The following is a 26388-nucleotide window of genomic DNA, read 5'->3' on the forward strand; positions in this document are numbered from 1 at the left end:
CTGTTCAGCCTCCTGGGTGGTACGTCGTCGGACGCACCGGCACGGTGACGGTCACCGTCGCCGGGGTGGCGTGCGCGAAGTGCAGGGTGAGCGTCACCTTGTCGCCCACCGCCGGCTTGTGGGTGAGGTCCTCCAGCATCACGTGGTTGCCGCCGGTGCTCAGCGTGAGCTTGCCGCCGGCCGGCACGGGCAGGGACATCACCTGCTGCATGGTGTCGCCGGCGGTGCGGTGCAGGGTGGCGTGCGCGGCCAGAGCACTGGTCACGGAGGTGAGTTGGGCCGCGGTGCCGCCGGTGTTGGTGACGGTGAAGTACGCGGCGGCCATGTCGGTCAGCAGCGGCTGCGGTATGTACCCACCGGTCACCGCGAGTTCGGCGGGGCTCGCGGACCTGGCGCCGGCCGCGGCGGCGGAGGTGTCCGCGGAACCCGCGGAGCCCGGCGAACCCGCCGAGGACGAGCAGCCGGTGAGCGCGATGGTGCCGCCGGTCGCCACCGCGGCGAGGGCCACCAGCGCGGCCGCGCCGGCCCGGGTGCGCCGCCCGGCGGACCTGGTCGCGGTCACGACTTCTCACTCCTGATGATCTTCGGCAGCTCGCGCGTGTACTGGTCCGCGGTGGTACCGGACATGTACACCACGTGCGCCTTGTTGTCCTTGGGCCAGAAGCCCAGCACCTCGGCGCCGTGGGTGACGGTGATGCTGCCGTCCTTCTCCTTCACCGGCGGGTCGATGCCGACGCCGAGCGAGCGGGCGGCGGCCTGGATCGTGCTGAACTTGCCGGTCAGGCCGATGAAGCTCTTGTCGATCGCGCCGAGCCAGGCGTTCAGCCGGGCCGGGGTGTCGCGGTCGGGGTCGGAGGTGACGAAGACCACCTGGAGCTTGGCCTGATCGGCAGGGGACAGCTTCGACTTGGCCAGCGCGATGTCGCTCATGGTGGTCGGGCACACGTCGGGGCAGTGCGTGTAGCCGAAGTAGAGCAGCACGGGATGCCCGGCGGTCTGCTTGACCAGGTCGAACGACTTGCCGTGGTTGTCGGTCAGTACCAGGGAGGGCTTGGCGAACGGCGAGTCCAGGGCGACGCCCGGTCCCTGCGAGGCGTGGGTCGACACGACCGCGGCGGCGTTCGAACCGCTGCCGGACGACGAACCCCCGCACGCGGTGAGCAGGAGGGCGGCCGACGCGGTCACGGCGACTGCGCCGAGTTTGACGGTGGTGCGCATGAGAGAAGTTCCTGTTCGCGAGTGCTCGAAGGGGCCGGGCGGCCGCGGTCCTATGGTGCGCGCACCGCGACCGCCCGGCGGAGGCCGGTCAGGCCGAGGGCGCGGAGGGGCCGTCGGAGGCGCCGCCCGCGGCACCCGCGGACGAGGAACCCGCGGACGAGGCACCAGGTACCCCGGCGCCGGTCGCGGGCGTACGCCGCCGGCCGCCGTACACGCCGAAGCCGACGCCGATCACGCCGACCACGATCCCGGCCACGCCCAGGGCGCGAGCGGTGTCGTCGCTGCTGCTCGCCGACGCGGTGGTGGTCGCCGCGCCCTTGCCGCCGGCCGGCGGGGCGGCCGCGGGGCTGCCGGTCGTGGCGGGAGCGGCGCCGGAGTCGCTGCCCGCCGCGGTGAGCTTCAGGGTCGGTGCCGGGTTCTGCGGCTCGGGCTGCCCGGCCTGCGGGATCTCGATCCACCGCACCACGTTGCCGTCGCTGTAGGTCTGGAGCGCCTTGAACGACAGCGAGTCGGCGTTGTCCGGCAACGGCCCGAAGGAGACCGGGAACTGCTGGAACTGCCCCGGCTCGATCTTGCCGCCGGTCCAGGTGATCTTGGTGACGGCCGAGGTGACGGTGCCGTCGTCGGTCTTCAGCGGGGTGGTCAGCTTGGCCGTGGTGACCTTCGCCGTCCAGCCCGGCACGGGCTGGATCGACACCGAGGCGATCGGGTGGTCGGTCGGGAGGTTCACCTCCAGCTTGACGGTGGAGGCGTTGTCCTCCTCGCACGGCACCTTGAACGCGACGGTGCTGTAGCTGCCCTTGGCGGCCGAGCCCGGCTGCACGGTGACATGGGCGAAGGCGGGTACGGCGGCCAGCAGGACGGCGGAGCCGGCGAGCGCGGCGACGGTTGCGGCACGGCCGCGCATACGGGAACTGCTCATGGCAGGGGTATCTCCACGATGAAGTGGTGCGCTGACGGTGGACCGCGCACGGCAATGTGCGCGGGGGGACGCGGGCAGCCCGCCCCGGACCCGCACGCGTACCCGTACCGGGGACCCCGGCTGTACGCGTGCGCGTACGGGCGTGTGATGCGGGGGACCGTCAGGGGTACGAGGGGTGCTCGTGGGAGGGCGGCCGGGCGACCCGCGCGTCCGTCGGCGCTCCCGGTGGGGAGCCGACGCCGCGTCAGGCCGCCAGTGCGACCACCGGAGGACCGCGCCTGGCCAGGCAGTGCCGCAGCCAGACGGTACGGTGCCGGGCCGGCGCCGACCACGTGGCGCCCCGTATCGGGCGGCGGGCGCAGGGCACGGCGGCGGCGAGCGCCGCCAGCAGGACGCAGGCCCGGCGCAGCGCGGACGGCGCCAGCGAGGTCAGCCCCGCGGCGCCGCGCACCGACAGCCGGACCAGCCGCCACAGCGCGGCCTCACCGCGGCGCAGCAGCAACCCGGCGACCACGGCGGCCAGCAGGTGGCCGAGCAGCATGGGACCGGAGAACATCGACAGCAGCATGCAGGGCAGCGACGCGTGGGCGCCGTGCGCGCCGGAGGAGCCGGCGAGCGTCGACATCCCCGGCATCAGCACGTCCCGCGGCTGCGTGGTGCCGCCGACCGCGGCGGGGTCGATCCCGGCCCGCAGCACGATCTGCCGCGCGGCCCCCGGGGAGAGCGCGGAGCTGCCACCGCCGCCGCACACCAGCCGGGCGGCGACGGCGATCAGCTCGTTCGTGGAGCCGCTCCGGGAGGAGCCGGTGACGGAGGCGCACATCTGCCCGGTGCTGAACACCGTGTGCAGGGCGAGTTGTCCGACGGCGAGCAGCGCGGTGATGCCCGGCAGTCCGCGCTCCCGGCCCGCCAGCGGCGCGACGACCGCGAAGGCCGCGAGCCAGCCGAGCGCCAGGGAGCCGACCGGAACCGCACGACCCGATGCCATGGCGTGCCCGATCGCGGCGAGCAGCACGCAGACCGCGGTGAACACCGCGGTCCGCAGCAGTCGCATCCCGGCGCCCGCGCGCACGGTGGGCGCGGGTCGGCAGGAGACGGAGGAAGGCGCAGCCATGACGGCGGTCATCATCTCACTGCCCGGTTCGCCCGCCTACGGCGCCCTTGCCGCCGCCCGCCCGCCGGGACCGCGCCGGGACGCTGTCGGCACGCCGCCGATGACCCGCCGACGCCCTGTCGACGACCCGCCGCGGACCCTGCTCGGGACGCCACCGGCGGGGCGATCCGGTACGCGGTACGGCCGTTGCCCGGGTCGTCCGCGGCGGCGCCCGTCGGCGCCGGCGGTCTTGACAGCCGCGCCCCCTACACCGCCGCGTGCGGCTCCCGCATCCGCCGAATGAGCGGCATCACGTCAACATCACGCTTACGCCCGGGCTTTCGCGGCAATACGTAACCGTATGTCGAGCCGCAGCCAGGAGGCTGGAGCATGAGCATCTGGTGGTCACTCCATTTGCGGCGCGAGGCTGCGAGCGTTCCGCTGGCCAGGAGACTGCTGCTGGGGACCATGGAGACGGCCGGGGTCGACCCCGACATCTCCTTCGATCTCTCGGTGGCCCTCTCCGAGGCGTGTGCGAACGCCGTGGAACACGCCGGTTCTGCCACGGGCTACAGCGTCACCGCCCAGATCGACGGCGACTGCTGCCGTATCGAGGTCGCCGACTCCGGGCCGGGCCTGCCCCACGACCACTTCCGCCTGCCGGCCCGGGCGCTGACCTTGCGGGGCCAGCAGGCCGAGCACGGCCGCGGACTGTTCCTGATCGAAGCCCTCGTCGACCATGTGCAGTTCCACGACCGCCCTGGGCACGGCACGGTCGTGGCGTTCGACAAGATGCTCAAGTGGCGGGAGGACGCCCTGCTCAAGGCGTCCTGACCCGTCGCCGAAGCGCCCGTCCCACAGCGCCCATCCCACAGCGCCCGTCCCGCAGCGCCCGTCCCACAGCGCTCGGCCCGCAGCGTCGGGCCCCCTGCGTCCGGCCCGCCCCGCTCCTGCGCGGGGCGGGCCGACCCATGACCGGTCAGCCCTTCAGCCCGGCCATCCACTCCTCGACCTCGTCCGAGCGGCGCGGCAGTCCCTCCGACAGGTTCCGGTTGCCGCTCTCGGTGACGAGGATGTCGTCCTCGATCCGCACCCCGATGCCGCGGTACTCCTCCGGCACCGTCAGGTCGTCCGCCTGGAAGTACAGCCCGGGCTCCACGGTGAGCACCATGCCCGGCTCCAGCGTGCAGTCCACGTATGTCTCGGTGCGTGCCTGGGCGCAGTCGTGCACGTCCAGGCCGAGCATGTGCCCGGTGCCGTGCAGCGTCCAGCGCCGCTGCAGGGCGAGTTCGAGCACCCGCTCCACCGGCCCCTCCAGCAGGCCCCACTCGACCAGCCGCTCGGCGAGCACGCGCTGCGCCGCCTCGTGGAAGTCGCGGTAGGCCGCGCCGGGCTTGACCGCGTCGATGCCGGCCTGCTGCGCGTCGTGGACCGCGTCGTAGATCTTCTTCTGCAGCGGCGAGAACCGGCCGTCGATCGGGAGGGTGCGGGTGACATCGGCGGTGTAGAGGGAGTGGGTCTCCACGCCGGCGTCGAGCAGCAGCAGTTCGCCGGCTCGGACCGGGCCGTCGTTGCGCACCCAGTGCAGGGTGGTGGCGTGCGGGCCGGCGGCGCAGATCGAGCCGTAGCCGATGTCGTTGCCCTCGACGCGGGCGCGCAGGAAGAAGGTGCCCTCGATGTACCGCTCGGAGGTGGCCTGCGCGAGGTCGAGGACCTTCACCACGTCCTCGAAGCCGCGGGCGGTGGAGTCGCACGCCTTCTGGAGCTCGCCGATCTCGAACTCGTCCTTGATCAGGCGGAGTTCCGACAGGAAGACCTTCAGCTCCGTGTCCCGCTCGGCGGTGACCTTGTCGGTGAGGGCCGCTTCGACCCCGGCGTCGTAGCCGCGCACCACGCGGACCGGGCCGGTGGCCTCGCGCAGCACATCGGCGACCGTGCGGACGTCCTTGCACGGCAGCCCGAGCAGCTGCTCGCCCTCGGTCAGGCTGTTGCGCCGGCCGACCCACAGCTCGCCCTGGCCGTCCAGCCAGAACTCGCCGTTCTCCCGGTCGGAGCGCGGCAGCAGGTACGCGGTCGCGGCGTGGCCGCCCTCGGCGATCGGTTCGAGGACGAGGACGGCGTCCTGGGTCTGGTCGCCGGTGAGGTGCACGTACTCCGTCGAGGCACGGAAGGGGTACTCCGTGTCGTTGGCGCGGGTGCGCAGGTTCCCGGCGGGCACCACGATCCGCTCGCCCGGGAAGCGGGCGGACAGCGCGGCACGGCGGGCCGCGGCGTACGGCGCTTGCGGTATCGGCTCCAGGCCGCTCCGCTCGGTGTCGGCCCAGCCGGACTTCATGACCGCGGTCAGCTCGTCGGACACCGCGGGATACAGCCCGTTCTTGCGCTGCTTGATCGGGCGGTCCTGCCCGTCGGACCCGGCCTCGCCCGCCTCGGCGGACTCCTGCGCATCGAGCGCTTCCTCCTGCCGGCCCCCCGCCGTGTCCTGCCTGTCCTCGGCCTTCGCCACGTCCTGCCTCCTCAAGAATGAACCGTTCGTCCATCGTATGGGCGCGGGACGGCGACCGGTCGGGGCGCCTGTGGATAACCGGGGGCGAGAGGGGGAGAAGGGGCGGAAGTGGAAGAAGAGTCACATGGTGGCGGTATGAATCGTATGAACGGGACGGAACGGTCGGAGTGGGAAGGGCGGGGCGGGCGCGGGGGACGGAACAGGTCTGCCGGCGGGCCGCCGTCAGTCGTCGAAGCGCACGGCGAGCAGTACCAGGTCCTCGATGTGGTCGGCCCGGTCCCGCCCGTCGGGGAAGAGCGTGCGCAGCACGTGGTCGGCCAGCTCCTCCGGGTCCGCCCGTACGCTCCTGGGCGCGGTCTGCGCGGCTGAGTGCAGCCGGGACAGCGCCCGGTCCGCCGGCTCCCCGGTGCGGTGCAGCAGCCCGTCGGTGTACAGCAGCAGGCTCTCGCCGGGCCGGACGGCCAGTTCGGCGCAGGGCGCCTCCCAGCAGCTCAGCATGTTCAGCGGCGCGGAGAGCGAGGTCTCCACGTACTCGCAGCGCCGGTCGCCGACCACCAGCGGCGGGTAGTGCCCGGCGCCGGCCATGGTCAGCTTGCGGCCGCCGCCCGGCAGCGCGGTGGCGTACGCGAAGAGCGCGGTGGCCGAACGGGCCGGCTCGGTCAGCCGCATCAGCAGTTCGAGGTCGGACAGCACCGCGACCGGGTCCTCGCCCTCCATCACGGCGTACGCCCGCAGGGACGCGCGCAGCCGGCCCATCGCGGCGACCGCGCCAGGCCCTGAGCCCGTCACCCCGCCGACGGCGAGCCCGAGCGAGCCTTCGGGCAGCGGCAGGGCGTCGTACCAGTCGCCGCCGCCGCGCGGGCCGGTGGTGTGGCGTACGGCCATCCGCAGACCGGGCACCCGCGGCAGCCGGGCCGGCAGCAGTTCCTCGGACAGCGCGCGGGCCGCGGCGCGGGCCCGGTCCAGGGTCAGGCAGCGGGCCACGTGCTCGACGGCGAAGCGCAGGTAGAGGCTGACGAGGCGGCGCTGGCGGTCGGTGGGCTCGGCGGGTTCGTCGTAGAACCAGACGGCGGTGCCGAGGCGGCCGGCGGGGTGGTCGGTGGGGAATCCGGTGCGGGGGCCGGTGCGGGGCCCGGTGCGGGGCCCGGTGGGGTGGCCGGCGGCGTGTTCGGCCCCGTCGCCCGCGCCGGTGCCGCTCTCGGCGGCGGCCTCCGCGACCAGCGGCACCGCGTAGCTCGCGGCCAGGCCGAGCTGGGCGGCGACCTCGCGGTGCCGGGTGGTCGGACCGGGGCCGTGCAGCAGGTCGGGGAGGACCGCCTCGGCGGACTCGGCGTCGAGCGGAACCGTCTCCAGGGTGCCGAGGTCGCTGCGCCCGAGACCCAGGCCGACGCTCGTCGCCGGGCCGAGCCGGTCCGCCGGGTCCAGGGCGATCAGCCCGCGCCGGGCGCCGACCAGCGTGGCGCCCGCCCGCAGCACCTCGTGCAGGGCGTCGTCGAGCGCGGCGGTACGGGCCAGCCGCTCGGTCAGTTCGTGCAGCAGGGACAGGTCGCACACCCAGGCGGCGAGCCGGTCCTGGACGGCGAGGGAGTGGTCGGGGGTGCCGCGGGGCGGCATCACGCGCGGGGCGGAGGCCGGCGAGGGCGGCACCGGGACAGGGGCGACGGGTGGTGCGGAACCGGCCGCGGTGGCGATCGTGGCGGCTGTGGCCGTACCGGGCGCGGGGGGAGCGGGGACAGGGGCGTCAGTGTCCGCCTGGACGGGAGTGGACGGCTCGCTTCCGGCCACTTTTCTGACGGGTGCGGGGCTCATGGCCGGATACTTCCGGCCGGTTGCCGGCGAGCGGGGCAATCGGTGCTTTTCGTCCGCAATGCGCGGCGCATCTGCATGAATAGCATCGCAAACCCCCATGTCGTGCTGCGCTGCTGTCAAGACCCCACTTCTACACGCACGATCGTGGGCATGTCCAGGATTGTCCCGGTACACGGAGTGGTGTCGGCAGCGTGCCCCGGACGGCCCTGTTTCCGCGATGTTGGCCGAAAAGCGCCACCCCCGGTGTATGCGCACGATCGACTGGGGCCAGCCAACAGCGCGTCATTTCGCGGGTGGTGGGTAGGAACCCGAAGTCCGGCTCAAGCGTCGTAGTACGTATACAGTTGACGGCCGACCCAACCCCGAGTGGCGAGGGGTGCGGCGTCCGACGCGGACCATGACATATGGCCCGCGACCAGGGCGCAGTGAGTTCAGTGCGAGTCCAAGAGCGCCGGTTGCGCGCCACCCTCCGCCACGTTCCACGCTCGGCTGGCAGTGCGATGTGCTGCCTCAAATGCGGTGTGCTCGACAGTTACGTTGTGCAGTGGGCAGATCCCTGGGCGTTAACGGAAAGGAACGAGCGCTGATGCGCGAGATCCTCGGAAGGCGACGCAAGATCTCTCTTCGGCGGAAGGAGCGGACCGCGTATCTGGACGCGGCGCTGACTTACGCCGAGCGGTGGCAGTGGCGCGTGGTCCCCGGCGTGGGAGTCGACGGGCCGGGTGCGCGGCGCCCGGCCGGTGCCCCGGCCTGTGGCTGCGGGCGCCCCAACTGTCCGGTGCCCGGAGTCCACCCGGTCGAGCCCGGACTCCTCGCCGCGACCCGTGACCCGCGCATGGTCCGCTGGTGGTGGACCCGCCGGCCGGACGCGCCCGTGGTGCTGGCCACCGGCGACCGCGTCTCGGCGGCGAGCCTTCCCGCGGTCGCGGGAGCGCGCGCCCTGGAGGCGATGGAGTCGCTGGGCTGCCGGCTCGGCCCGGTCGTGGCCACTCCGACCCGCTATGTCTTTCTCGTCGCCCCTTACTCCCTCGCCGAGTTGGGCGAACTCCTCGACAGCCAGGACTGGGTGCCGACCTCGCTGCGCTACCACGGCGACGGCGGGTACGTGGCGCTGCCGCCGGCCGGCGGCCAGCCGGGCCCGCTGAAGTGGGTACGCCAGCCGGTCGTGCCGATCGTCCCGGTCGCGGCCGTCAGGGCCGCCCGGATGGTCGACGCCGTCAAGGCGGTCAGGAACGCCGAGCGGACGCCGTGGCTGCCGCGGATCGACACCCTCGTCGACGCCCTGGTTCGTGCCGGGCGCACCGCCCCCGACGGGGACCGACTGCGCTACTGAAGGTCCTCTGACGGGGTACAAGCCGGGTGTCGCCGGAACCACCGGTGGATTGCGAGCGTTATGTTCGCCCGGACCCCTGATGTCGAGTGCAGGTGAGCCCTTTGAAGTCACAGCAGCCGTCGGACGCTTCGGACCAGCGGGGGCGCTCCCGGTCTCAGGACCGGGAGCACGACCAGGACGGGGCTCGGGCGGACGGGCTGCGCAAGGTCGCCGCGGCGAGCGCGGCCGCGCTCGCCGCCGTACTGGCTCTCGCGGTGGCCACCGCCGGCTCCGACCACGGTGTCCCCCACCGGGGCAACGCCGGCCACAGCACCGCGCACGCCCACCCGTCGTCGGACGACGACTGAGGCGCTCGCCGCGGCCAGTAGGGCGATGACGACCGGTATGACGTGTACGACCGGTTTGGTGACGGTGTGTGCGATGACCGAGCCCGGGCCGCGCGCGACGGGATCAGTACCCGGGAAGCGGCGCCACAACGGATTGCGTCGATGCGGATCGGTCGGGGCATGGAAACGCCCGGTCGCTGGCGACGGGGGATGCACCAGCGACCGGGCTGCTCAAACGGTAACAAGACTTCGGCTGTTAGCAAATTCCCCGTTCGGGGGAGCTGCCCCATGACCCGGTGTTTCCAAGGCAGTTGTGATCGGAATCACTGAACGACCGCTTGGTCGGGACCCTTGCGGCGGACGCGCGTTCGACCTCGTTCGCCCGGTGTTCGGCGGCCGGCGTCGGTCAGCGTCGGTCAGGGGCGGCCGGCAGCGGCCGGCGGCGGCCCGCGGGGTGGCCGCCGACCGCCGACGGCCGTCAGCTCAGCGTGATCTGACGGTTGGTGAAGCCGCTGCGCGCCCTGCGCTCCTCCGCGGTCAGCGGACCGGTACGGGCCAGCGTCTCGGTCAGCCGCTCCTCGAAGGCCGCGGCGGGCTTCTCCACCTCTTCCGCGGACATGCCGACCGGCAGGTCCCACACCGGGACCATCAGACCGTGCGCCCGGAAGGACCCGACCAGCCGGGTGCCCTCGCCGAGCCCGGAGGCTCCGGCGGCGTGCAGCCGCGCGAGCGCGTCGAGCAGGCCCTCCTCCGGGTGCGGCATGACCCAGCGCAGGTGGTTCTTCTCCGGCGTCTCGCACCAGTACGCGGCGTCCACGCCCGTCAGCCGGACCGTGGGGATCGCCGCCTGGTTCGCCCGCTCCAGCGACGCGGCCACCTCGCCGCCGGCCGCGTTCGCGTCCTCCAGCCAGAACTCGAAGCCGCTGTGCACCTCGGGCTCGAACGGCACGGACAGGTCGAGCAGGTCCTGCAACCGCGGTCCGTCCGGTGCGGGACGGCGGCCCTCCACCGGGTTGCCGGGCGCCGCGTCGAGCGCGCGGGTCAGGGTGTCCGCCAGGTCGCGGCTGATGTCGCCGCTCGACGCGTCGTTCTGCAGGCCGAGCAGCACGGCGCCGGTGTCGCGGCGCAGCGCCGGCCAGGCCATCGGCAGCACGGTGCCGAGAGTCACCGACGGCACGCCCGCGGGCAGTTCGCCCTTGAGGGTGAGCGGCACGGTCGCGGCCGGCACCAGCTCGCGCAGTGCCACCCAGTCGCACTCCCCCGGCAGGCCCTCGAACGGACGGCGTACCAGCTCGGTGACGGCGTGCGCCGCCTCCCGGCCGTGGCACGCCTTGTACCGCCGCCCCGAACCGCACGGGCACGGTTCGCGCGCGCCGACGACAGGAACGGCATCGCCTGCCGCCGCCTGCTGGTTCCTGGACTTGGTGGCGGTCGCGCGCTTCTTGGCCATGCTCGGTGTCTCCCGGCCTCTCCCGGTACGGCGTTCTTCCGGCCTGCGAGCCTAGCGGTCGCCGGGCCCCGCCCCGGCCGCAACGGACCTCGCGCCGCGCACGGGCATGCTCCGTTCGGCACGCGTACGCGCGAGGCCGTACGAACCCGGACGACCTCGCGTGCCTCGTACGAGCGGGTCGGCGGGAGGGAGCCGGTAGCCGTACGGCCGGCGGGAGGAGGGAACCGGCCACCGAACCGTGCGTGGACCTGCCACCGGACCGTGCGTGGGGCGGCCACCGGACCGGCCACGGAACAGACCCCCGGACCGGTCACGGAACAGACCACCGGACCGGTCACGGAACAGACCACCGGACCGGTCACGGAACAGACCACCGGACCGGCCACCGAACCTTCGGCTATCCCAGGTCGTCCAGGGACTCGGCGAGGTCGAGCGGAAGGCCGAGGGGGACGCCCAGGGGGAGGCCGATGCCGGTGCCCATCGAGTCGTCGCGGCGGGCGTGCCTGCCGCGGACCGGCAGCAGCGCCCAGACCGTCACCTCGCCCGGCGCGTCGCGCACGCCCCAGCGCAGGGCGAGGCTGCCGACGATGCCCAGGCCGCGGCCGCCGTGTGCGGTCAGCGAGGGGCTCGACGGGCGCGGCCGGGTCGGGCCGCCGCCGTCGGTGACCTCCAGGACGAGGACGCCGCCGGCGTCCACCGACCAGGCCGCTCGTATGCCGCTGCGCTGCTCGGGGGTGTCCGCGCGGTCCGCACGGTCGGTGTGGGCGGCGCGGACCGGATGGTGTGCGGGCGTCTGCGCGCCCACCCGGCCCTCCGGTGTCCGCGGGTCGCCGCCGAATCCGCTGATTCCGTTGACACCGATCCCGCCGGCATCCGCGATCCCGGCGATCCCGTCGGAGCCGTCGAGTCCGATGTCGTCCAGCGGACGGGCGTGCCGGCAGGAGTTGCTGATGAGCTCCGAGAGGATCAGGACCGCATCGTCCACGACCGGGTCCGGCACTCCTCGCGCGTACAGGTCGGCACGCAGTCTGCGTCTGGCGTCCGCGACGCCCGTCGGACCATGGGGCAGGGCCATGGTCGTGGACGTCGGCACCTCTTGCGCCACCATCAACGACACCCCCGAGACCTCCTTGTTCACCCCACGCCACAGGGTGGATGCCCCTTGGCACTCGAGCGGAAACAGGCCAAGCGCGATCTTTTACGGCACACTGACGGCTGATATGGAACACGTCCATGCCCAACGCACGATCCGGCGCGTGGCGTAACGATTCAGCCCGTGAGGCGTGCGCCTCGCGTGCGGCGGCGGCGGAAGCCCCGCCTGCGACACGGCGAAGGCGGTGGTGGCGGTGACGGTGGAGGAGACGGCCGCAGGCCCGCGCGGAGCCGTGGCCGGGGGTGGGGCGTCAGCCGGGGCCGCGGGGGCTGCGGGGGCCGCCGGGGCCGCGGGGGCCGGCTCGGCCGCCGCCGGGCGGTCAGCGGCCGAGCTGGGCCAGCACCCTGCGCGGGCGGTTGGTGATGATCGCGTCGACGCCCAGCCGCGCGCACAGCTCGACGTCCTCGGGGCGGTCCACGGTCCAGACGTGTACCTGGTGGCCGGCGCGGTGCAGGCGCGCCACGTAGCCGGGGTTGGCGCGGACGATCCGCATGCTCGGCCCTGCGGTGCCCACGCCCGCCGGCAGCCGCCCGTCGCGGTGCCGCGGGGAGACGTACTGCATCAGGTAGACCGTCGGCAGCGCGGGCGAGGCGAGGCGGACCCGGCGCAGCGAGCGGGCGGAGAAGCTCATCACCCGCACCTGGGAGGGCGCGCCGGGCGCCGGGCGGTCCAGGCCGAACCGGCCCAGCAGCTCCAGCAGCCGTTCTTCCACCTGTCCGGCCCAGCGGGTCGGGTGCTTCGTCTCGATGGCCAGCTCGACCCTGCGGTCGGTGTCGGCGACCAGTTCCAGCAGCCGCTGGAGGGTCAGCACGCGGCTGCGCTCGCCCGGGTCGTCCGGGCCGGTGCCGAGCCGGTCCTGGGCGAACCGCTCCGGCGCCTCGTGGTCGGCGTTCTGGCCCTTCCAGGAGCCGAAGTCGAGCGCCGCGAGGTCGGCCAGCTCCATCGACGACACGGCGCCGCGGCCGTTGGACGTGCGGTTCACCCGCCAGTCGTGCACGCACACCAGCTCGCCGTCGGCGGTCAGCCGGACGTCGCATTCGAGCGCGTCCGCACCGTCCTCGATAGCCTTCCGGTACGCGGCGAGCGTATGTTCTGGTACGTCCTCGGAGGCGCCCCGATGGGCGACGACCTGGACCGGCCGTCCCTCCGGGTACGGCTCCGGGGCCACGCGCGCAAACGTCACCGGGCCATGGTGCCACCGTGCGGCCGGCGGCCACGCACCGTACGGCGGCCGGCCGCGCCGCCAGGCGTACGGGTCCGGGTGCGGGCTCCGTACGGCGGGCTCGTCAGTGCCGTAGGGCGGATGCCGTACGGCGGGTCGCAGGCTCCGTACCGCAGGCCGCGGGCTCCGTGCGGCGGACCCGCGCATGGCGCACAGCTACCCCTTACGGCGGTCCGACACGCCGTAGGAAATGCTATGGGCACGACGTGATCCGTCCCCTTGTCTTCTGTCGTTCGTCATGACCCTGAGGAGAAATGCTGTGAGCACCGAGAACGAGGCCGGGTCGTCCGTACCGGCTGCGGAGTCGGCGGCCGCGCCCGACGGTGCCCCGGCTGCCCACGTTCCGCCGGCCCCCTCCGCGCCGCCCGCCGCCCCGGCCCCCGCCGACCAGGTGCCGTCGCAGGCACAGGAGGCGGACGTCGAGCCGGGCCGGGCCGCGAGCCCCGACGCCTCCTCCTCCGCTGGACCCGCCCCCGAGGCGGTGCCGACGCAGGCGCCCCCGCCGGTCGGTCCGCCGTCGCCGTACGGCCCGCCGCCGAGCGCGCTGGTCGGTGGCGGCCAGGCTCCGTCGCCGTACGACGCACCGAAGACAGGTGCGCCGTCGTACGAGGCGCCTCAGGCACCGCAGGGCCCGCACGCACCCCAGGCCCCGCAGGCGCAGGCTCCTCAGCACCAGCCGCAGCCGCCTCAGCCGCAGTACCCGCAGCCGCCGGCCGCTCCGGCGCCCGCTTACGGCGCTGCCGCGCCGGCGTACGGCGCTGCACAGGGCGGCCAGCCCGGGCAGCCGGGTCAGCCCGGTCCGCAGGGGCCTGAGCACCAGGGTGGCCAGGAGCCCGGTGCCCAGCAGCCCAATCCGGTGCACGACCCGTACGCGGTGCCGTCCACCCCCTCGTACGCCACTCCGCAGCCCGGCGCGGGCGGCCCCGGCTCCCCCGGCGGCCCGGTGTGGGGCACCCCGATGCCTCCCGGCTCGCCGTCCGGCGACGGGCGTGGCAAGCGCCGCATCGGCAGCATGGTCGCCGCGGTCCTGGTCGCCGCTCTGGTGGCCGGCGGGGTCGGCGGCGGCATCGGCTACTACGCCGCCAAGCACAACGACGACTCCGGCTCCACCACCATCTCCGCCGCCAGCAGCAGCAAGGCGCTCAACCGCGCCCCCACCTCGGTGGCCGGCATCGCCAGCAAGACGCTGCCCAGCGTCGTCACCATCAAGGCGCAGAACAGCCAGGAGAGCGACACCGGCACCGGCTTCGTCTTCGACAAGCAGGGCCACATCCTCACCAACAACCACGTGGTCGCCCCGGGCGCCGACAGCGGCAAGCTCACCGTCACCTTCTCCAACGGCAAGACCTACGACGCCTCGATCGTCGGCCGCGCCCAGGGGTACGACGTCGCCGTCATCAAGCTGAAGAACCCGGGCGCCGTCAAGCTCACCCCGCTCCCGCTCGGCAACTCCGACAACGCCGCCGTCGGCGACGCCACCATCGCGGTCGGCGCGCCCTACGGCCTGTCCGGCACCGTCACCACCGGCATCGTCTCCGCCGTCCACCGCCCGGTCGCCTCCAGCGACGGCGAGGGCAGCAGCGCCTCCTACATGAGCGCCATCCAGACCGACGCCTCCATCAACCCGGGCAACTCCGGCGGCCCCCTGCTCAACGCCAACGGCGCCGTCATCGGCATCAACTCCGCCATCCAGCCGGGCGGCACCTCGTCCCCCGGCAGCCAGGGCGGCAGTGTCGGCCTCGGCTTCGCCATCCCGATCAACCAGGCCAAGCGGGTCGCCACTCAGCTGATCAAGACCGGCCAGCCGGTCTACCCCGTCATCGGGGTCACCCTCAACACCCAGTACGACGGCGACGGCGCTCAGATCTCCACGGATTCCAACTCCGCGATCACCCCCAACGGCCCCGGCCAGAAGGCGGGCCTCAAGCCCGGCGACGTGATCACCAAGTTCGACGACACCCTCGTCGACAGCGGTGAGACCCTGATCGGCGAGATCTGGCAGCACGAGCCCGGCGACCAGGTCACCCTGACGTACACCCGGGACGGCTCCACCCACACCACCACTCTCACGCTCGGCCACCGCACCGGAGACAGCAACAGCTGACTCACCCCACCCCCGCCCGACGACCCGATACGCTGTCCCCCACGGCGCCCCCGCCCCCGGGGACACCCGTGGAGGCTTGCCCGAGCGGCCGAAGGGAACGGTCTTGAAAACCGTCGTGGCAGCGATGTCACCGTGGGTTCAAATCCCACAGCCTCCGCAGAGGTAGTTGTTTGCGCACGTCAGAGCGGGTGCCCCAGATCCTGGGGCGCCCCCTCTGCGTGTGCGGTGTCCCGCCCTGGGCCGCTCGTGTCCCGCTGATGACCAGTGCGTGTGGTCAGCCTGTGGTCAGGTTCCGGGGCCCCGGTCGGCTGCCACGCTCCGTCATCCGCCCTGGTCGGTGAGGGCCCGGTTGATCAGTTCGTTGGCGTGATGCTGCACGCCTCGCAGGATCTTGGCGTAGAAGCGGAAGAGCACGGCGACGCTGTGCCCCGCGCGCCGGGCGACTTCGACGGGGTCCACTCCCGCCTTGATCCAGCTCGCGCGGGGAGCACCGTTCACCGCCCGTATGACGGTCGCCGTCTGCGGGAACAGCCCCGCTCGCGCGGGGAGCACTTCCACCAGGGGGCCCGCGGCCGCCATCCGGCGGGAACAGCCCCGCTCGCGCGGGGAGCACTTCCACCAGGGGGCCCGCGGCCGCCATCCGGCGGGAACAGCCCCGCTCGCGCGGGGAGCACACTTCGCGACCTGCGGTTCTAGGAGCCGAGGTTGCGGTTTTTACTCACTTGCCGAGATTCCGGCATATCGGGCGCCCCTCGTGAGAAGTGAGCCGTAGAGCCCACGCGAACAGGGGCGGGCGGCGCTTCACCTGTTGCCGAACTTCCGGCGCTTTGCGGCTTTGCTCCAGCCCGTTGCCGGGGGAGGCGTGGAGCGGGAAGGGGTGTCAGACGGGGTGGGGCGGTGGATGAGGGTGAGGCCGTCGTGGTTGGTGGGGTGCCATGCGTGGTCGTGGGTGGCGAAGGTGTAGCCCTGTTCGGAGTCGGTCTGGTGGGCGAGGAGGGCGCGGCCCTGGTGGGCGTAGGCGCGGACTTCGGCCCAGAGGGCTTCGCGGATGCGGGCGGAGGGGTTGCCGAGGAAGACACCGGGGGAGATCTCCAGGAGCCATCGGGTGAGGTAACCGCGCAGGCCGGCAGGGCAGTTGGTGAGGACGATCACGGTCATGGCGGAGCCTGCCTCACCAGATGATCTCGGAGGCGTGGTTGCGGCCGGACTCGACCTCGGCGCCGTGGTCGGACTGGAGCGTCACGCGGTCGCTGTCGGAGGAGGAGGCCGCGGCGGTGTCGTCGTAGCGCAGCAGGTCCTTGATGTCGCGGACGCAACGGTCCAGCAGGTGGGTCTTGTTGATGCGGTCGCGCAGGGCGCGGCGGGTGCGCGCGGCGACGTCCTCGGGTCCTTCCACGGCGGAGTCGAAGGCCGCAGGGATGGCTACTTCCGTCTTGTAGAGGTCGGCGATGTCCATCACGAAGGACCGTTCGTGGCCGGAGTGGACGAAGCCGAGGGCAGGTGAGCAGCCGAGGGCGGTGACGACGGCGTGCGCGATGCCGTACATGCACTGGGCGGCAGCGGTGATGCCCTGGTTGGGGGCGTCCCCGGCGGCGAAGTCGTCGCGGTGGTATTCGCGGCGGCGCCACGGCACGCCTGTGCGGGCGGACTCGGCGCGGTAGCAGGCTTTGAGGCGGTCGCCCTCCATGCCGAGGAGTTGCTGCCTGGTGCGGCCGGAGGGGTCCTCGTCGGGGAAGCGCAGGCGGTACATCGCGCGGGCGACGTCCAGCCGGGTACGGCGGTTGGCCCACGCGGTGGCCTGCGCCTCGACGAGCGCGGAGGAGCGGGTCAACGCGCGCCCGCCGGCGTAGAAGCGGACGCCGTGTTCGCCGACCCACGCGACGCCGGCGCCGCACTCGCCGAGGACGCTCATCGCCTGGTGGGTGACGCGGGTGTCAGGGCCGAGCAGGAGGGTGCCGATGGTGGCGGACGGGATGTGGGTGACCCCGTCGGCATCGGTGGCGGTGATGGCGTTGTCGGCGCGGTGGACGACGCAGCGTTCGAGGTAGACGAACGACAACCGGTCACCGACGCGGGCGAGTTCACGCGGAGCGGCGGCGCCGCGACGGGCGACGGTGCTCACGGCCGGATCACCGCACCGGTGCGAGGGTCATGAGGCCGCAGCCGTACGCCTTGGCCTTGCCGAGCCCTTGGACGAGAGTGCGTCGCAGGACGGCGGGTTCGGTGACGGTGAGCCGCCCGTCGTAGGTGACCGTGGTGAGCGACACGGTCCTGCGCTCGGCTGCCTTGGCGAAGCGCAGATCCCTCTTGTCCCGGACGACGAGCTGGAGTTCGTCACCCTGGTCCAGCACACGTTTGCCGGGCGGCGTCTCGGTGATGGCGAAGCCGGCGGAGTCCTGCCTGCTCAGCAGCCAGGCGGCCTGGTGCTTCGGCGTGATGTGCGCGGTGCGCTTGGTGGGTTCGTCGGCGGTACGGCGGATGCTGTGCACGGGGTTGGCGGTGAGCCGGAACGACCACGTGCTGCCCTTGGTGAGCTGATCGAGGAAGCTGCCGTAGTCGTACGTCTGCCAGCCGGGTGTGTCCGTGGCCGCGGGCCAACCCGCCTGATCCACCAGGTGTGTCATGTCCGGGCGGCCGGGGCTGACGACGAACAGCACCACCTCGGAGGCGGAGTTGCGGTCGACGCGCCACAGGACGCGCGGGCCGGAGCCGTCGCGCGCGGGGGGATCGGGGAACGACATGTTCACGGCCGCGTGCATGCGGTGCGGGGAACCCAGGAGTTCGCGGCCCTCCCGGCGGGCGGTGTTGACGCGGAAGCGGGTCAGGTACATCAGACGGGTCCCAGGACGGAGGTCGGGTCGTGGTCGAACATCGGCCGGGTCGGCGGCGCTTCGGGCCGGGGGACGTTCGCGGAGGTGATGCCGCGCAGGCCGTAGCGGCGGTGCCGCGGGTCGAAGCTGAGCGGTGCGTCGCGGAGGGTCTGCTCCGGTGCCTCGCCGGGCAAGCTGTCGAGGAGGAGGGTGAGTTCGGTTCCCTCGCGGTGCCGGTCCCGGTACCAGGGCGACGCCTGCCACGGAGCCTGCTCCAGCGCGGTGGCCAGGTCGGCGTCGTCGCGCACGCCGAGGTCGACCGGTGCGGCCGGAGGGCAGGAACGGCGCCCCAGGTACGGCAGGTAGACCGGCTCCCGCACGGCCGAGTACAGCCGCCGTACGACATCGGCCTCCCCTTCGACTCCGGCGACGAAGACCGCGTCGGCGAGGTAGAAGCGCTCGGAGAGCGGCATGGACTTGTCCGTGTCGAAGTGGTGGGCAGTCTGGAAGTCCCTTACCCGGGTGCCGGGTTGGTCGATCCTGACCCCGAAGCGCAGCGCGGCCAGGTCGGAGAGGTCTGCCTCGCGCGCCCTTCCTTCCGCGGCGGCGAGCATGCCCAGCACACCGCTCTTGGTCGGGGCGTTCTCCGTGGTGCGGCGTACGAAGCGGGCGGCCGACCCCCATGCCTGGAGCGGGCCGGACAGCCGCAGCAGGAGCACGCTCATGCCCCGGACCCCACCGGCTCGACGGGACGCTCGGCGGACCCCAACTGCTCAACGACGGCGGCACCGACCGTCGAGATCAACTCCTCGATGCCGACCTCCCGGCCGAGGCCGGCCAGCGGTTCCGCGTCCTCGCCCACCCGCACCACCCAGGTGCGGTCCGCGTCCGCGACGCCGTACGCCTTCTCCAGGTCGGGGACGTAGCGGGCGAGCCGGGCACATGCCTCGCGGACGAAACCGCCCTCGTCGCCCTGCCGGATGGCCCGTTCGAAGGCGGCGACGAAGCTGATCGGGCGCTTGGTGCGCAGCTTGACGATGACCGCGGTCGGGAGGGTGTGGTGACCGAAGGTGTTCACCTTGCCGGTGGGCAGGGAGGTGATGAAGCCTTCGAGGAACGCTTCGACGGCGCGCCGGGTCGGGGCGGCGGCCTGTTCGGAGTCGTCGAGCCCGGCGCCGAGGTTGGCCTGCAGCCGGTTCACGTCGACGGCCGCGTAGCGGTACAGCGTCGCGGAGTTGAAGTCGACGACGCCGATCATGCCGGCACCGGACTCGGCGTCGGTGTTCCGGTCGTCGACGGCGGTGTAGTAGTCCGACTCGTTGTCAACGGCGTGCACGCTGATGGCGTGTGCGACCTGCGTGGCGGCCTCGACGTTGAGATCGGTGGCGTCGGCGACCATGCGGCCGAACAGCGCGATGTCCACGGAGTGCCGGGTGTCGACGAGTTGGCGGGCGGCCGCCTTGTTCTCCTTGGCCTTGAAGAACTCCTTGAGCGCCTTCACGTCTCCGTTGCCGTCGCTGCCCTTGATCGTCAGGGCGGCGAGGCCGTCGAGTTGGGCGGCGCTGAGGAACATCAGGTACGACGATTCCGGCGCGGGGTCGGGCTCGCCGTCCTTGACCTTGCGCTTGGGCGGCTCGATCTTGGAGCCCGTGGCGGTGCGCAGTGCCTCGGAGGCGAGTTCGAGCGCGGCCGTGCGGTCCAGCGACGGGTCGAGCGCAGCCAGCCGATCGGCGAGCGCTTCGGCGACCTTCTTCGTGCGGACGCCGAGCTCGGACGGGTCGAGGAGTTCCTCGAACTTCCGCCGGGTCGCCCGCTTCCACGCCTGGCTGGAGACTCGGGAGCGGCGCACGCCGCCGTAGACGGCGGTTTTGGGCGAGCCGGTGTCGTCCCGGTTGATGTTGCTCGGCGGCACGGTCTGGAGCACATGGACGTCGAGAATGGTGCGCGTCACGGGCGATCGGTTCCTTCGCGAAGCGGGGGCGGTAGGGGTCGGTGCGGTGGACCCTCTGGTCAGCTGTCGGTCGCGGTATGGGCACGTACGGCGCCCGCCAGGTGGAAGTCCCGGCCCCACTCGCGCCGGATGCCGGCCTGCGCGGAGGGAAGTTGCCACCAGTAGAGCTGCTCGGCCAGCAGTGCGTAGTCGAGCGGGACGCCGTCCTTGCGGAGCAGAAGCACGATCTCGCGCAGCCGCTGGCCGAGGATGTCGAGTGACGTGGCGGTACCGACCCGGACGAAGCGTCGGCGCACCGGTCCGTCCAGTTCGGGCGCGGACTTCACGGCCGCGGCTCCGGCGCCTTCGGCGGCCGGCGCCGCCTTGGACATCAGCGCGCGGACCGAACGGCCCAAGCCGTAGCCAGAGATGTGCGTGTCCATGTCGCGGTGGGACTGCTGGTGCAGGGCCCACATCGTCACGGCCAGGTGCAGCGCCTCCTCGGCGCGGTCCTGGTCGATCGGGCGCCGGCCACCGCGGGAGGTGTCGCCCGGCGATTCGTCCGCGATCTCGGCGAGCACCATGGCGAGGTCCTCCGTCCCGGTCTGGCCCCACAAGTCGGGGAGGGAGTTCGCGGGCTGTCCGGCCCCCCGACGCAGCCGGGCGAGGGTCGATACGGCGGACGGGCGGTCCTCGCGGTAGCCACGCTGGAGGCGGCGGATGAAGCGGTCGGCGCTGGTGCCCACCGGTCCGATCGCACGGGGGCCCGAGACGTAGGGGGCGGTGGTCGTCATTCCGGTTGCTCCGTCGGTTCCTGGTCGGGGGCCTTGTCGGACGGGCGGCTTTCCTGGTCAAGCGGTCCGTCGGCAGCGGCGGACGCGCGGGGCAGGAGCGTCAGTACCTTGTTGAGGCGTCCGCGGAACCACACATCCGCCTGCGCGTCGTTGACCCATCGGGCCCCGCTGCCGTCGCGCTGCTCCACGTAGCGGCCTTCGGAGGCAGCCGGGCCGGCGGCGTCGAGCAGACCGCGGCCGAGGTCGCGGATGATCTGGGACACGGTGGCCTGCCACTCGCCTCGGTACACCGCCGGGTCGGAGTGTTCGCCGAGCTTGCGCAGCCACTGGCGGTACGGGCCGTCCAGAGCCGCGTAGCCGAGGTCGTGGGCGGTGTCCGTGGGCGGGCCCGGCTCCGCGCCGACCGCGCGGGCGAGGTTGCCCGCCAGGTAGCCGAGGGCCCGCACCGCGTCGTCGGCGTCGGCGACCGCGTCGACTGCCGTGCGCCCGTACTCGGGTTGCGCGGTGTGCAGGGCGACCACGGGCAGCACGACCTCGTCGTCCACGATCTCGTCGATCACCGACTGCTGCGTGCCGTACGACGCGCCGACGATCCGGGTGCGGAGCAGGCCGAGCTTCGGGAGGTAGCCGCCGTTCGTGAGCCTGGCCAGCCACTCGACCACGCCGGACGGCAGGATGGCCGCGGCCTCCTGCCGCTGTTCGGCGCTCTCACGGGCCTGCCCCTGCGCGGGCAGCAGCGCGGCCAGACCTCGCCACGCCGCCCGGCTCGGGTCGTGCGTGCGCGGCATGTACGCCTGCGGAACGCCTTGCTTCTTCGCCTGCTGCGGGCTGTCGCGCCAGCCGGTCATCGGCTCGCGCAGGTGCTTGTTGAACGGGAGCAGTGTGTCGCCGTACGCCAGGACCACACCCGTGACGGCGCCACCCGAGTGGTGCAGGCGGACGCGGCGGCTCTGCCAGGTGTAGAGGTCGCGCGGGCCGGACGGCCGGGGATCGTCAGGGTCGGGCTCGAACGGTTCCGGGCCGACGATCGGGCGGCGCCACGCGGGACGGTCGTTCTTCTTGACCTGGAGGAAGTCGTTGTCCGCCGCGATGAGGTTGAGCAGCAGTGTCTCGCGCAGCGTGGTGCCCTCGGCGAAGATCCCACCGAGGTTGCCGGTCCAACCGACGCCTTGGGGATAGCCCTTGCCACCCTTGACCCTCGGGTCGCCGACCGCGCCGGATTTGATGCCGGACACGTCGAAGGCGTGGGCATGCACCAGCCAGCGGGCCGCCTCCGCGAACTCCATTCGATCCGGGCCGGGTTGCCGCATGCTGAAGAACGGGTCGCCGTTCGGCACATCGGCGACGATCCGGTTGAGCGGGCCCACCTCATCCTTCTCCGTGTGCAGGTCGGCCACTTGGAGGAACGGGTGGTGCGGGTGCAGCAGGTCGAAACGGTCGCGATGCCGTTCGAGATAGTCGGGCACGTCGGCGAAGGCATCCTCGCCGGCCTCCCACAACTCACCCCACTCCTCGATGTCCTCGGGCCCTTCGAGCGCGTCGTACAGGACGGCCACCAGCAGCCGCAGCAGCGCGAACTCCTGCGTGGGCACGTCGCCGACCAGACGGCGCAGCTCTCCCGCGTGGGCGAAGGCGTCCCGCAGGGACAGCTCGGCTGTCGAGCCGTCGAGACGCTGCACCGGCAGCCAGGGCCGGGCGACAAGGTCGAAGTCGGGCACGCGGTCCACCACTCTTGAGTGACGTGCGCCGGCAGGCGTCACGAGGAGCCCGTCGGACGGGCTGTAGGTGAGGTCGTAGCCTGCCAGCCGGGTCCGACAGTCCTCGTCGAGGACGAGGAACAACTCCCCGGCCAGCCAGGGGCATTCCTTCGCCTGCCACGCCGCGACCTGGAACTTCTCCAGTTCCGCGATGGTCCGGTCGATCACCCACGGCTTGGAGAAGTGCCAGGGAAGGGTGAGGGCGCTGGCGGCCGCCGCTGCTGCGGCCCGCGGCGGCGGCACGGCGTGCTCGGGCAGCTCCAGGCCGCCGCGGTTCCTGTCCAGCCACGGCACGGTCGCCAGGGTGCCGTCGCTGTGGCGTCGGATCACCAGGACCTCGACACTCTCCTCGCTGTCGCGCACCTGGGCCCTGCCGGTACCGCTGTCGTCCGCGTCTCCGACGCCCGCGTCCACCCAGCCGATGACCGGCCTCCCCGGCTTGCGGACCGGGCCGAGACGGAAGACCTCGGCGCGCTCGCGCTTGGTGGCCAGGAGTTGGCGGTACGCGCGGCGGGCTTCGTCCATCTCCGCTGCCCAACTGCTCGGGCCGAGAGGGGCGTTACCGTAAACCGCCTGCACCAGAGGGCTGATGTCGTCGGGCAGCCGCAACGGCTCCGCGTCCAGGTGTGGTTGGAGGGCCGCGAGCGTCCGCAGCAGCAGGTGCTTCCCCTCGTAGACGCCGACGGTTCCCTTCGCGGGGATCGGCGGGTCGCTCGGCGGGTCGATCGTCCACTCCGTGCCCGTCACCAGGCATCGGGCCGTTCGGAGCCGGGGAGGCCGGTCGCGTACGTGGCGATGCAGGCGGCCCATGCGCTGCAACATCAAGTCCACCGGGGCGAGGTCGGTGACGAGAAGGTCGAAGTCGATGTCGAGTGACTGCTCCACGACCTGGCTCGCGACGACGACGTGCGCTCCGGTCGGCCGATTGCCATTCGGGCCGAACCGCTCCAGCAACTCGGAGTCCTTCCGCGCCCGGTCGGCGGCCAGGAAGCGGGAGTGGGCGACAGTGACGTGGTCCTCGCCGAACCGCTCCCTCAGCCGCTCGGCCGCCTCCTGCACCCGGTCGACGGTGTTCCGTACGACCAAGGCGCAGCCGCCATCGGCGAGTTCGGCTGCCAGGCGATCGCCGAGCGCGGCAACGTCGTCTTCCCACGGCTCCAGCCGGACGTCGGTACCGCGCCCGGATGCCGCGGACGGCTGCGCGATCATGGCGCTCCCGTCCCGCGATACGGCCGTCAGCAGCGGATACGCGTCCGTGGGCGCCTCCGCCGTCGGCACGGCCTCACCCACGTACGCCTCGACGAGCGCGCGTCGCCTTCCCGCCGGGAGCGTTGCCGACAGCAGGACGACCGGGACGCGGTAGGCGGCCAGCCACTCCAGGACCCGCTCCAGGTACGTGCTCATGTAGGCGTCGTACGCGTGGACTTCGTCGATGATGACGACCTTGCCCGCGAGTGCCAGGTGCCGCAGGGCGAGGTGACGGCTCTTGAGTCCGGCGAACAGCACCTGGTCGATCGTGCCCACGGCGAACGACGCGAGCAGTCCCTTCTTCCTCCCGCGCAGCCACTGGTGGGCCTGGAGGCCGGACGGCCGTCGCCGGGTCTTCGCACTCGGCCGCGACACCTCGTCGGGGCCGTCGAGGTCGACGGCCGCGATCGTACGGCTGCCGTCGCGTGCCAGACCCGCCCACGTGTCGTTGAGGGCGGCTTTGGCGTGGGCGAGGAAGACCGAGCGCGGGCCTTCGGCCGGCAAGTGGTCCAGCCAGTCGAGCAGTCGCGCGAACATCGCGTCCCCGGTCGCTCGGGTCGGCAACGCCACCATGCAGCCACCCGCGCCCGTACGCGCGGCAAGGATCTCGGCCGCGGCCAGGGCCGCCTCCGTCTTGCCCTCGCCCATCGGCGCCTCGATGATCAGCAGGCCCGCCGGGTTCATCTCCCGGGCGACCCGTACGGCTTCTTCCTGTACGGGGCGGATCGACGCGCCGTCCGGCAGGTCGAAACGGCGGGCGAACAACTCCGCGGCGGGGGCTTCTGGTTCTTCCGGCTCCCACGGAGCCGGCAGGTCCAGTCCGCGCCAGGCTGCTGCCAGCCTCTGTTCCGTGGTGCGCCGGTCACCGCCCTCATCGACCGTCTGATAGGGAAACAGCTCCGCCGAACTGGCGATCCAATCGGCCAGGATGACCAGCGCGGTCAGCGTCACCTGTGCTATTTGCGGCAGTTTCACAGTCTTCCACGCGCTGAGCCGCTTCTTCACGTCCGCGGCCTGCGCGCACGCGTCCAGCAGCTCTAACTGCACGGCCTTCCACGCGGCTTCGCTCGCACCTCTCGTTCTGAGTAATTCCGGGTGCAGCGCCAGGTCGTGAATTCGCTGATGCCCCGGGTGCACCCCATGGTGGCCCCCGACCACGATCGCGAACTGTCCGCTGATCCGGTCGGTCCAGCCGTGCTCTTCAGCGAGCCACTCCTGCATGATCAGTTGCCCGGCCAGCCCGTGTGGCCCCAACTTCCGGTCCTCTCCGAACTGTTTCTGGTCCGGCATCGCCAGTCCGGCATCCCGCATCGCGTTCGCCAGGGACTCCACCTGACATGCGAACGCGGGTGTCGCCTTCCCGACGTCGTGGCTTGCGGCGAGCCACACGGCGAGCCGCCGCCCGTCCTCGATCCCCCCGGGCAACGCCTCGCTGACCAGCACCTTGACGTTCCGCGGCAACCACGCGTCCCACAACCGCCCCGCCACGGCCCCGCTGTCGGCCATGTGCCGCCACAACGGCAGCCATCCATCGGTGGGGCGATCGTGCTTCCCCCACGCCGCCCGCGCCGCGACCGAGAGGCCATCGAACGCCTCATCGAAGGTCGGGCCAGTGCTGTTCACGGCAGTAGTGCACAGCATGGCGCCGCCACCAAGGGCGGCAAGTCGTAATCTGCCCGATGTTGATCTCTTATGAGCGTTTGCTGGAGATGGGATCTACCCGAGGTATGGCCGTGACGAACGGCCCCGCACGGGCGGGGAGCACACGGCCGACACCGCCGGCAACGAGACCTCGAAGGGAGCAGCCCCGCATGCGCGGGGACCACGCCGCGCTCGACCTGTGGAACAGCCCGAATGCGGGAACAGCCCCGCATGCGCGGGGACCACTCGGTCGTGGCGATGTCGAGCAACTCGGCGACGGGAACAGCCCCGCATGCGCGGGGACCACCCAGTTGTAGACGCCTGGCTCGTCACCGTTCAGGGAACAGCCCCGCATGCGCGGGGACCACTCGGCGAGCGTCATCCGCGCCATCGGCGACGCGGGAACAGCCCCGCATGCGCGGGGACCACCTGCACCTGCCGAACGTGCTCACCCTGATGTGGGGAACAGCCCCGCATGCGCGGGGACCACCGGTAGCGGTAGACGGGCAGGGTCACCGGGTCGGGAACAGCCCCGCATGCGCGGGGACCACGGGTAGTCGATACCGGCCGCTCGAAGGGCGTCGGGAACAGCCCCGCATGCGCGGGGACCACGAGCCGATGACGGCTTGTTCGGCGGTGGTGTCGGGAACAGCCCCGCATGCGCGGGGACCACTACGGCCCGCTGCACAAGGTCCGCCCGGGCGGGGGAACAGCCCCGCATGCGCGGGGACCACTATCGCCTGGCCGACTTCGGCATGAACGGCGCGGGAACAGCCCCGCATGCGCGGGGACCACACGAGGCGGCCGGGTTTGGGGCCGGCACGGATGGGAACAGCCCCGCATGCGCGGGGACCACCCGGTACAGGGCCGCGCGCTTGCCCGCGCCCGGGGAACAGCCCCGCATGCGCGGGGACCACTGGTCCGGCGCGCGGGCCGGCGATGTCAGGTGGGGAACAGCCCCGCATGCGCGGGGACCACAGCCCCCGCTTCCGCGACCTGGACGACCAGCGGGGAACAGCCCCGCATGCGCGGGGACCACTGGAACCCGGGCCGCGCGCTGATGGTGTGGACG

The 26388-nt window shown here is 72.7% G+C and carries 21 protein-coding genes, 1 tRNA gene and 1 CRISPR repeat array (1 of these 23 running past the window's edge); of the genes, 5 read left to right on the forward strand and 17 right to left on the reverse strand.

Annotated features, from left to right (window positions below):
• Positions 1-4: 4 nt before the first annotated feature.
• From ACIPAE_RS09700 to ACIPAE_RS09715, 4 genes are all read right to left on the reverse strand, one after another.
• Entirely contained in the window at positions 5-562 is a 558-nt protein-coding gene (locus ACIPAE_RS09700) for a copper chaperone PCu(A)C (RefSeq protein WP_402444090.1), read from the reverse strand.
• Positions 559-1218: an SCO family protein gene (locus ACIPAE_RS09705; RefSeq protein WP_329367096.1), complete on the reverse strand. Its 660-nt coding sequence runs from the start codon at positions 1216-1218 to the stop codon at positions 559-561. The genes ACIPAE_RS09700 and ACIPAE_RS09705 overlap by 4 nt, the downstream gene beginning before the upstream one ends.
• Positions 1219-1306: 88 nt before the next feature.
• Positions 1307-2140 (reverse strand): YcnI family protein, encoded by an 834-nt coding sequence (locus tag ACIPAE_RS09710; RefSeq protein WP_402444092.1) that lies wholly within the window; start codon positions 2138-2140, stop codon positions 1307-1309.
• Positions 2141-2384: 244 nt separating this feature from the next.
• Entirely contained in the window at positions 2385-3254 is an 870-nt protein-coding gene (locus ACIPAE_RS09715; protein ID WP_402444094.1) for a hypothetical protein, read from the reverse strand.
• Between the two features lie 369 nt (positions 3255-3623).
• Here ACIPAE_RS09715 and ACIPAE_RS09720 point away from each other — a divergent pair, with 369 nt between their 5' ends.
• The gene (locus ACIPAE_RS09720) at positions 3624-4067 is read left to right on the forward strand and encodes an ATP-binding protein (protein WP_329367100.1); all 444 of its coding nucleotides are present in this window, start codon (positions 3624-3626) and stop codon (positions 4065-4067) included.
• Positions 4068-4212: 145 nt separating this feature from the next.
• On the opposite strand, the gene ACIPAE_RS09725 is transcribed toward ACIPAE_RS09720, so the two are convergent.
• Entirely contained in the window at positions 4213-5625 is a 1413-nt protein-coding gene (locus ACIPAE_RS09725; RefSeq protein WP_402444487.1) for an aminopeptidase P family protein, read from the reverse strand.
• Positions 5626-5961: 336 nt separating this feature from the next.
• Positions 5962-7548, reverse strand: coding sequence for a PP2C family protein-serine/threonine phosphatase (locus ACIPAE_RS09730; RefSeq protein ID WP_402444096.1), 1587 nt, complete (start codon positions 7546-7548; stop codon positions 5962-5964).
• A 586-nt stretch (positions 7549-8134) separates the two neighbouring features.
• Between ACIPAE_RS09730 and ACIPAE_RS09735 the strand changes: the two genes are divergently transcribed.
• Positions 8135-8881: a bifunctional DNA primase/polymerase gene (locus ACIPAE_RS09735; RefSeq protein WP_328466447.1), complete on the forward strand. Its 747-nt coding sequence runs from the start codon at positions 8135-8137 to the stop codon at positions 8879-8881.
• A gap of 101 nt (positions 8882-8982) precedes the next feature.
• Positions 8983-9228 carry a hypothetical protein gene (locus ACIPAE_RS09740; RefSeq protein WP_329367105.1) on the forward strand — a complete coding sequence of 82 codons (246 nt, stop codon included), beginning with the start codon at positions 8983-8985 and terminating at the stop codon, positions 9226-9228.
• A gap of 457 nt (positions 9229-9685) precedes the next feature.
• On the opposite strand, the gene ACIPAE_RS09745 is transcribed toward ACIPAE_RS09740, so the two are convergent.
• The 3 genes from ACIPAE_RS09745 to ACIPAE_RS09755 all read right to left on the reverse strand — a co-directional run bounded on the left by ACIPAE_RS09745 (position 9686) and on the right by ACIPAE_RS09755 (position 12993).
• Entirely contained in the window at positions 9686-10657 is a 972-nt protein-coding gene (locus tag ACIPAE_RS09745; RefSeq protein WP_366414650.1) for a DUF5926 family protein, read from the reverse strand.
• Between the two features lie 397 nt (positions 10658-11054).
• Positions 11055-11774, reverse strand: a complete 720-nt coding sequence (locus ACIPAE_RS09750; RefSeq protein ID WP_402444489.1) for an ATP-binding protein — start codon at positions 11772-11774, stop codon at positions 11055-11057.
• Between the two features lie 355 nt (positions 11775-12129).
• A complete protein-coding gene (locus tag ACIPAE_RS09755) occupies positions 12130-12993 on the reverse strand; it encodes a glycerophosphodiester phosphodiesterase (protein WP_329367111.1) in 864 nt (287 codons plus the stop codon).
• A gap of 298 nt (positions 12994-13291) precedes the next feature.
• On the opposite strand from ACIPAE_RS09755, the gene ACIPAE_RS09760 reads away from it, so the two are divergent.
• Both ACIPAE_RS09760 and ACIPAE_RS09765 read left to right on the forward strand, forming a co-directional pair.
• Entirely contained in the window at positions 13292-15136 is a 1845-nt protein-coding gene (locus ACIPAE_RS09760; RefSeq protein WP_402444099.1) for a S1C family serine protease, read from the forward strand.
• Between the two features lie 70 nt (positions 15137-15206).
• Positions 15207-15293 (forward strand) — tRNA-Ser (locus ACIPAE_RS09765).
• A gap of 164 nt (positions 15294-15457) precedes the next feature.
• Here ACIPAE_RS09765 and ACIPAE_RS09770 read toward each other — a convergent pair.
• From ACIPAE_RS09770 to casA, 8 genes are all read right to left on the reverse strand, one after another.
• Positions 15458-15634, reverse strand: a complete 177-nt coding sequence (locus ACIPAE_RS09770) for a hypothetical protein (RefSeq protein ID WP_402444101.1) — start codon at positions 15632-15634, stop codon at positions 15458-15460.
• A 303-nt stretch (positions 15635-15937) separates the two neighbouring features.
• Positions 15938-16294, reverse strand: a complete 357-nt coding sequence (gene cas2e, locus ACIPAE_RS09775; protein WP_402444102.1) for a type I-E CRISPR-associated endoribonuclease Cas2e — start codon at positions 16292-16294, stop codon at positions 15938-15940.
• Positions 16295-16307: 13 nt separating this feature from the next.
• Positions 16308-17258, reverse strand: a complete 951-nt coding sequence (gene cas1e / locus ACIPAE_RS09780; protein ID WP_402444104.1) for a type I-E CRISPR-associated endonuclease Cas1e — start codon at positions 17256-17258, stop codon at positions 16308-16310.
• A gap of 7 nt (positions 17259-17265) precedes the next feature.
• Positions 17266-17967 (reverse strand): type I-E CRISPR-associated protein Cas6/Cse3/CasE, encoded by a 702-nt coding sequence (gene cas6e, locus ACIPAE_RS09785; RefSeq protein WP_366413069.1) that lies wholly within the window; start codon positions 17965-17967, stop codon positions 17266-17268.
• A complete protein-coding gene (gene cas5e / locus ACIPAE_RS09790; RefSeq protein WP_329367160.1) occupies positions 17967-18671 on the reverse strand; it encodes a type I-E CRISPR-associated protein Cas5/CasD in 705 nt (234 codons plus the stop codon). The genes cas6e and cas5e overlap by 1 nt, the downstream gene beginning before the upstream one ends.
• Entirely contained in the window at positions 18668-19897 is a 1230-nt protein-coding gene (cas7e, locus tag ACIPAE_RS09795; RefSeq protein WP_402444107.1) for a type I-E CRISPR-associated protein Cas7/Cse4/CasC, read from the reverse strand. Before cas7e ends, cas5e begins: the two co-directional genes overlap by 4 nt.
• A 59-nt stretch (positions 19898-19956) precedes the next feature.
• The gene (casB, locus tag ACIPAE_RS09800; RefSeq protein ID WP_402444108.1) at positions 19957-20670 is read right to left on the reverse strand and encodes a type I-E CRISPR-associated protein Cse2/CasB; all 714 of its coding nucleotides are present in this window, start codon (positions 20668-20670) and stop codon (positions 19957-19959) included.
• A complete protein-coding gene (casA, locus tag ACIPAE_RS09805; RefSeq protein ID WP_402444110.1) occupies positions 20667-25316 on the reverse strand; it encodes a type I-E CRISPR-associated protein Cse1/CasA in 4650 nt (1549 codons plus the stop codon). The genes casB and casA overlap by 4 nt, the downstream gene beginning before the upstream one ends.
• Before the next feature lie 95 nt (positions 25317-25411).
• Positions 25412-26388: direct repeats of the CRISPR family, unit length 29 nt; unit sequence GGGAACAGCCCCGCATGCGCGGGGACCAC (it continues 333 nt past the right edge of the window).

The sequence above is a fragment of the Streptomyces sp. NPDC087270 genome, assembly GCF_044744625.1.
Classification (GTDB): Bacteria; Actinomycetota; Actinomycetes; order Streptomycetales; family Streptomycetaceae; genus Actinacidiphila.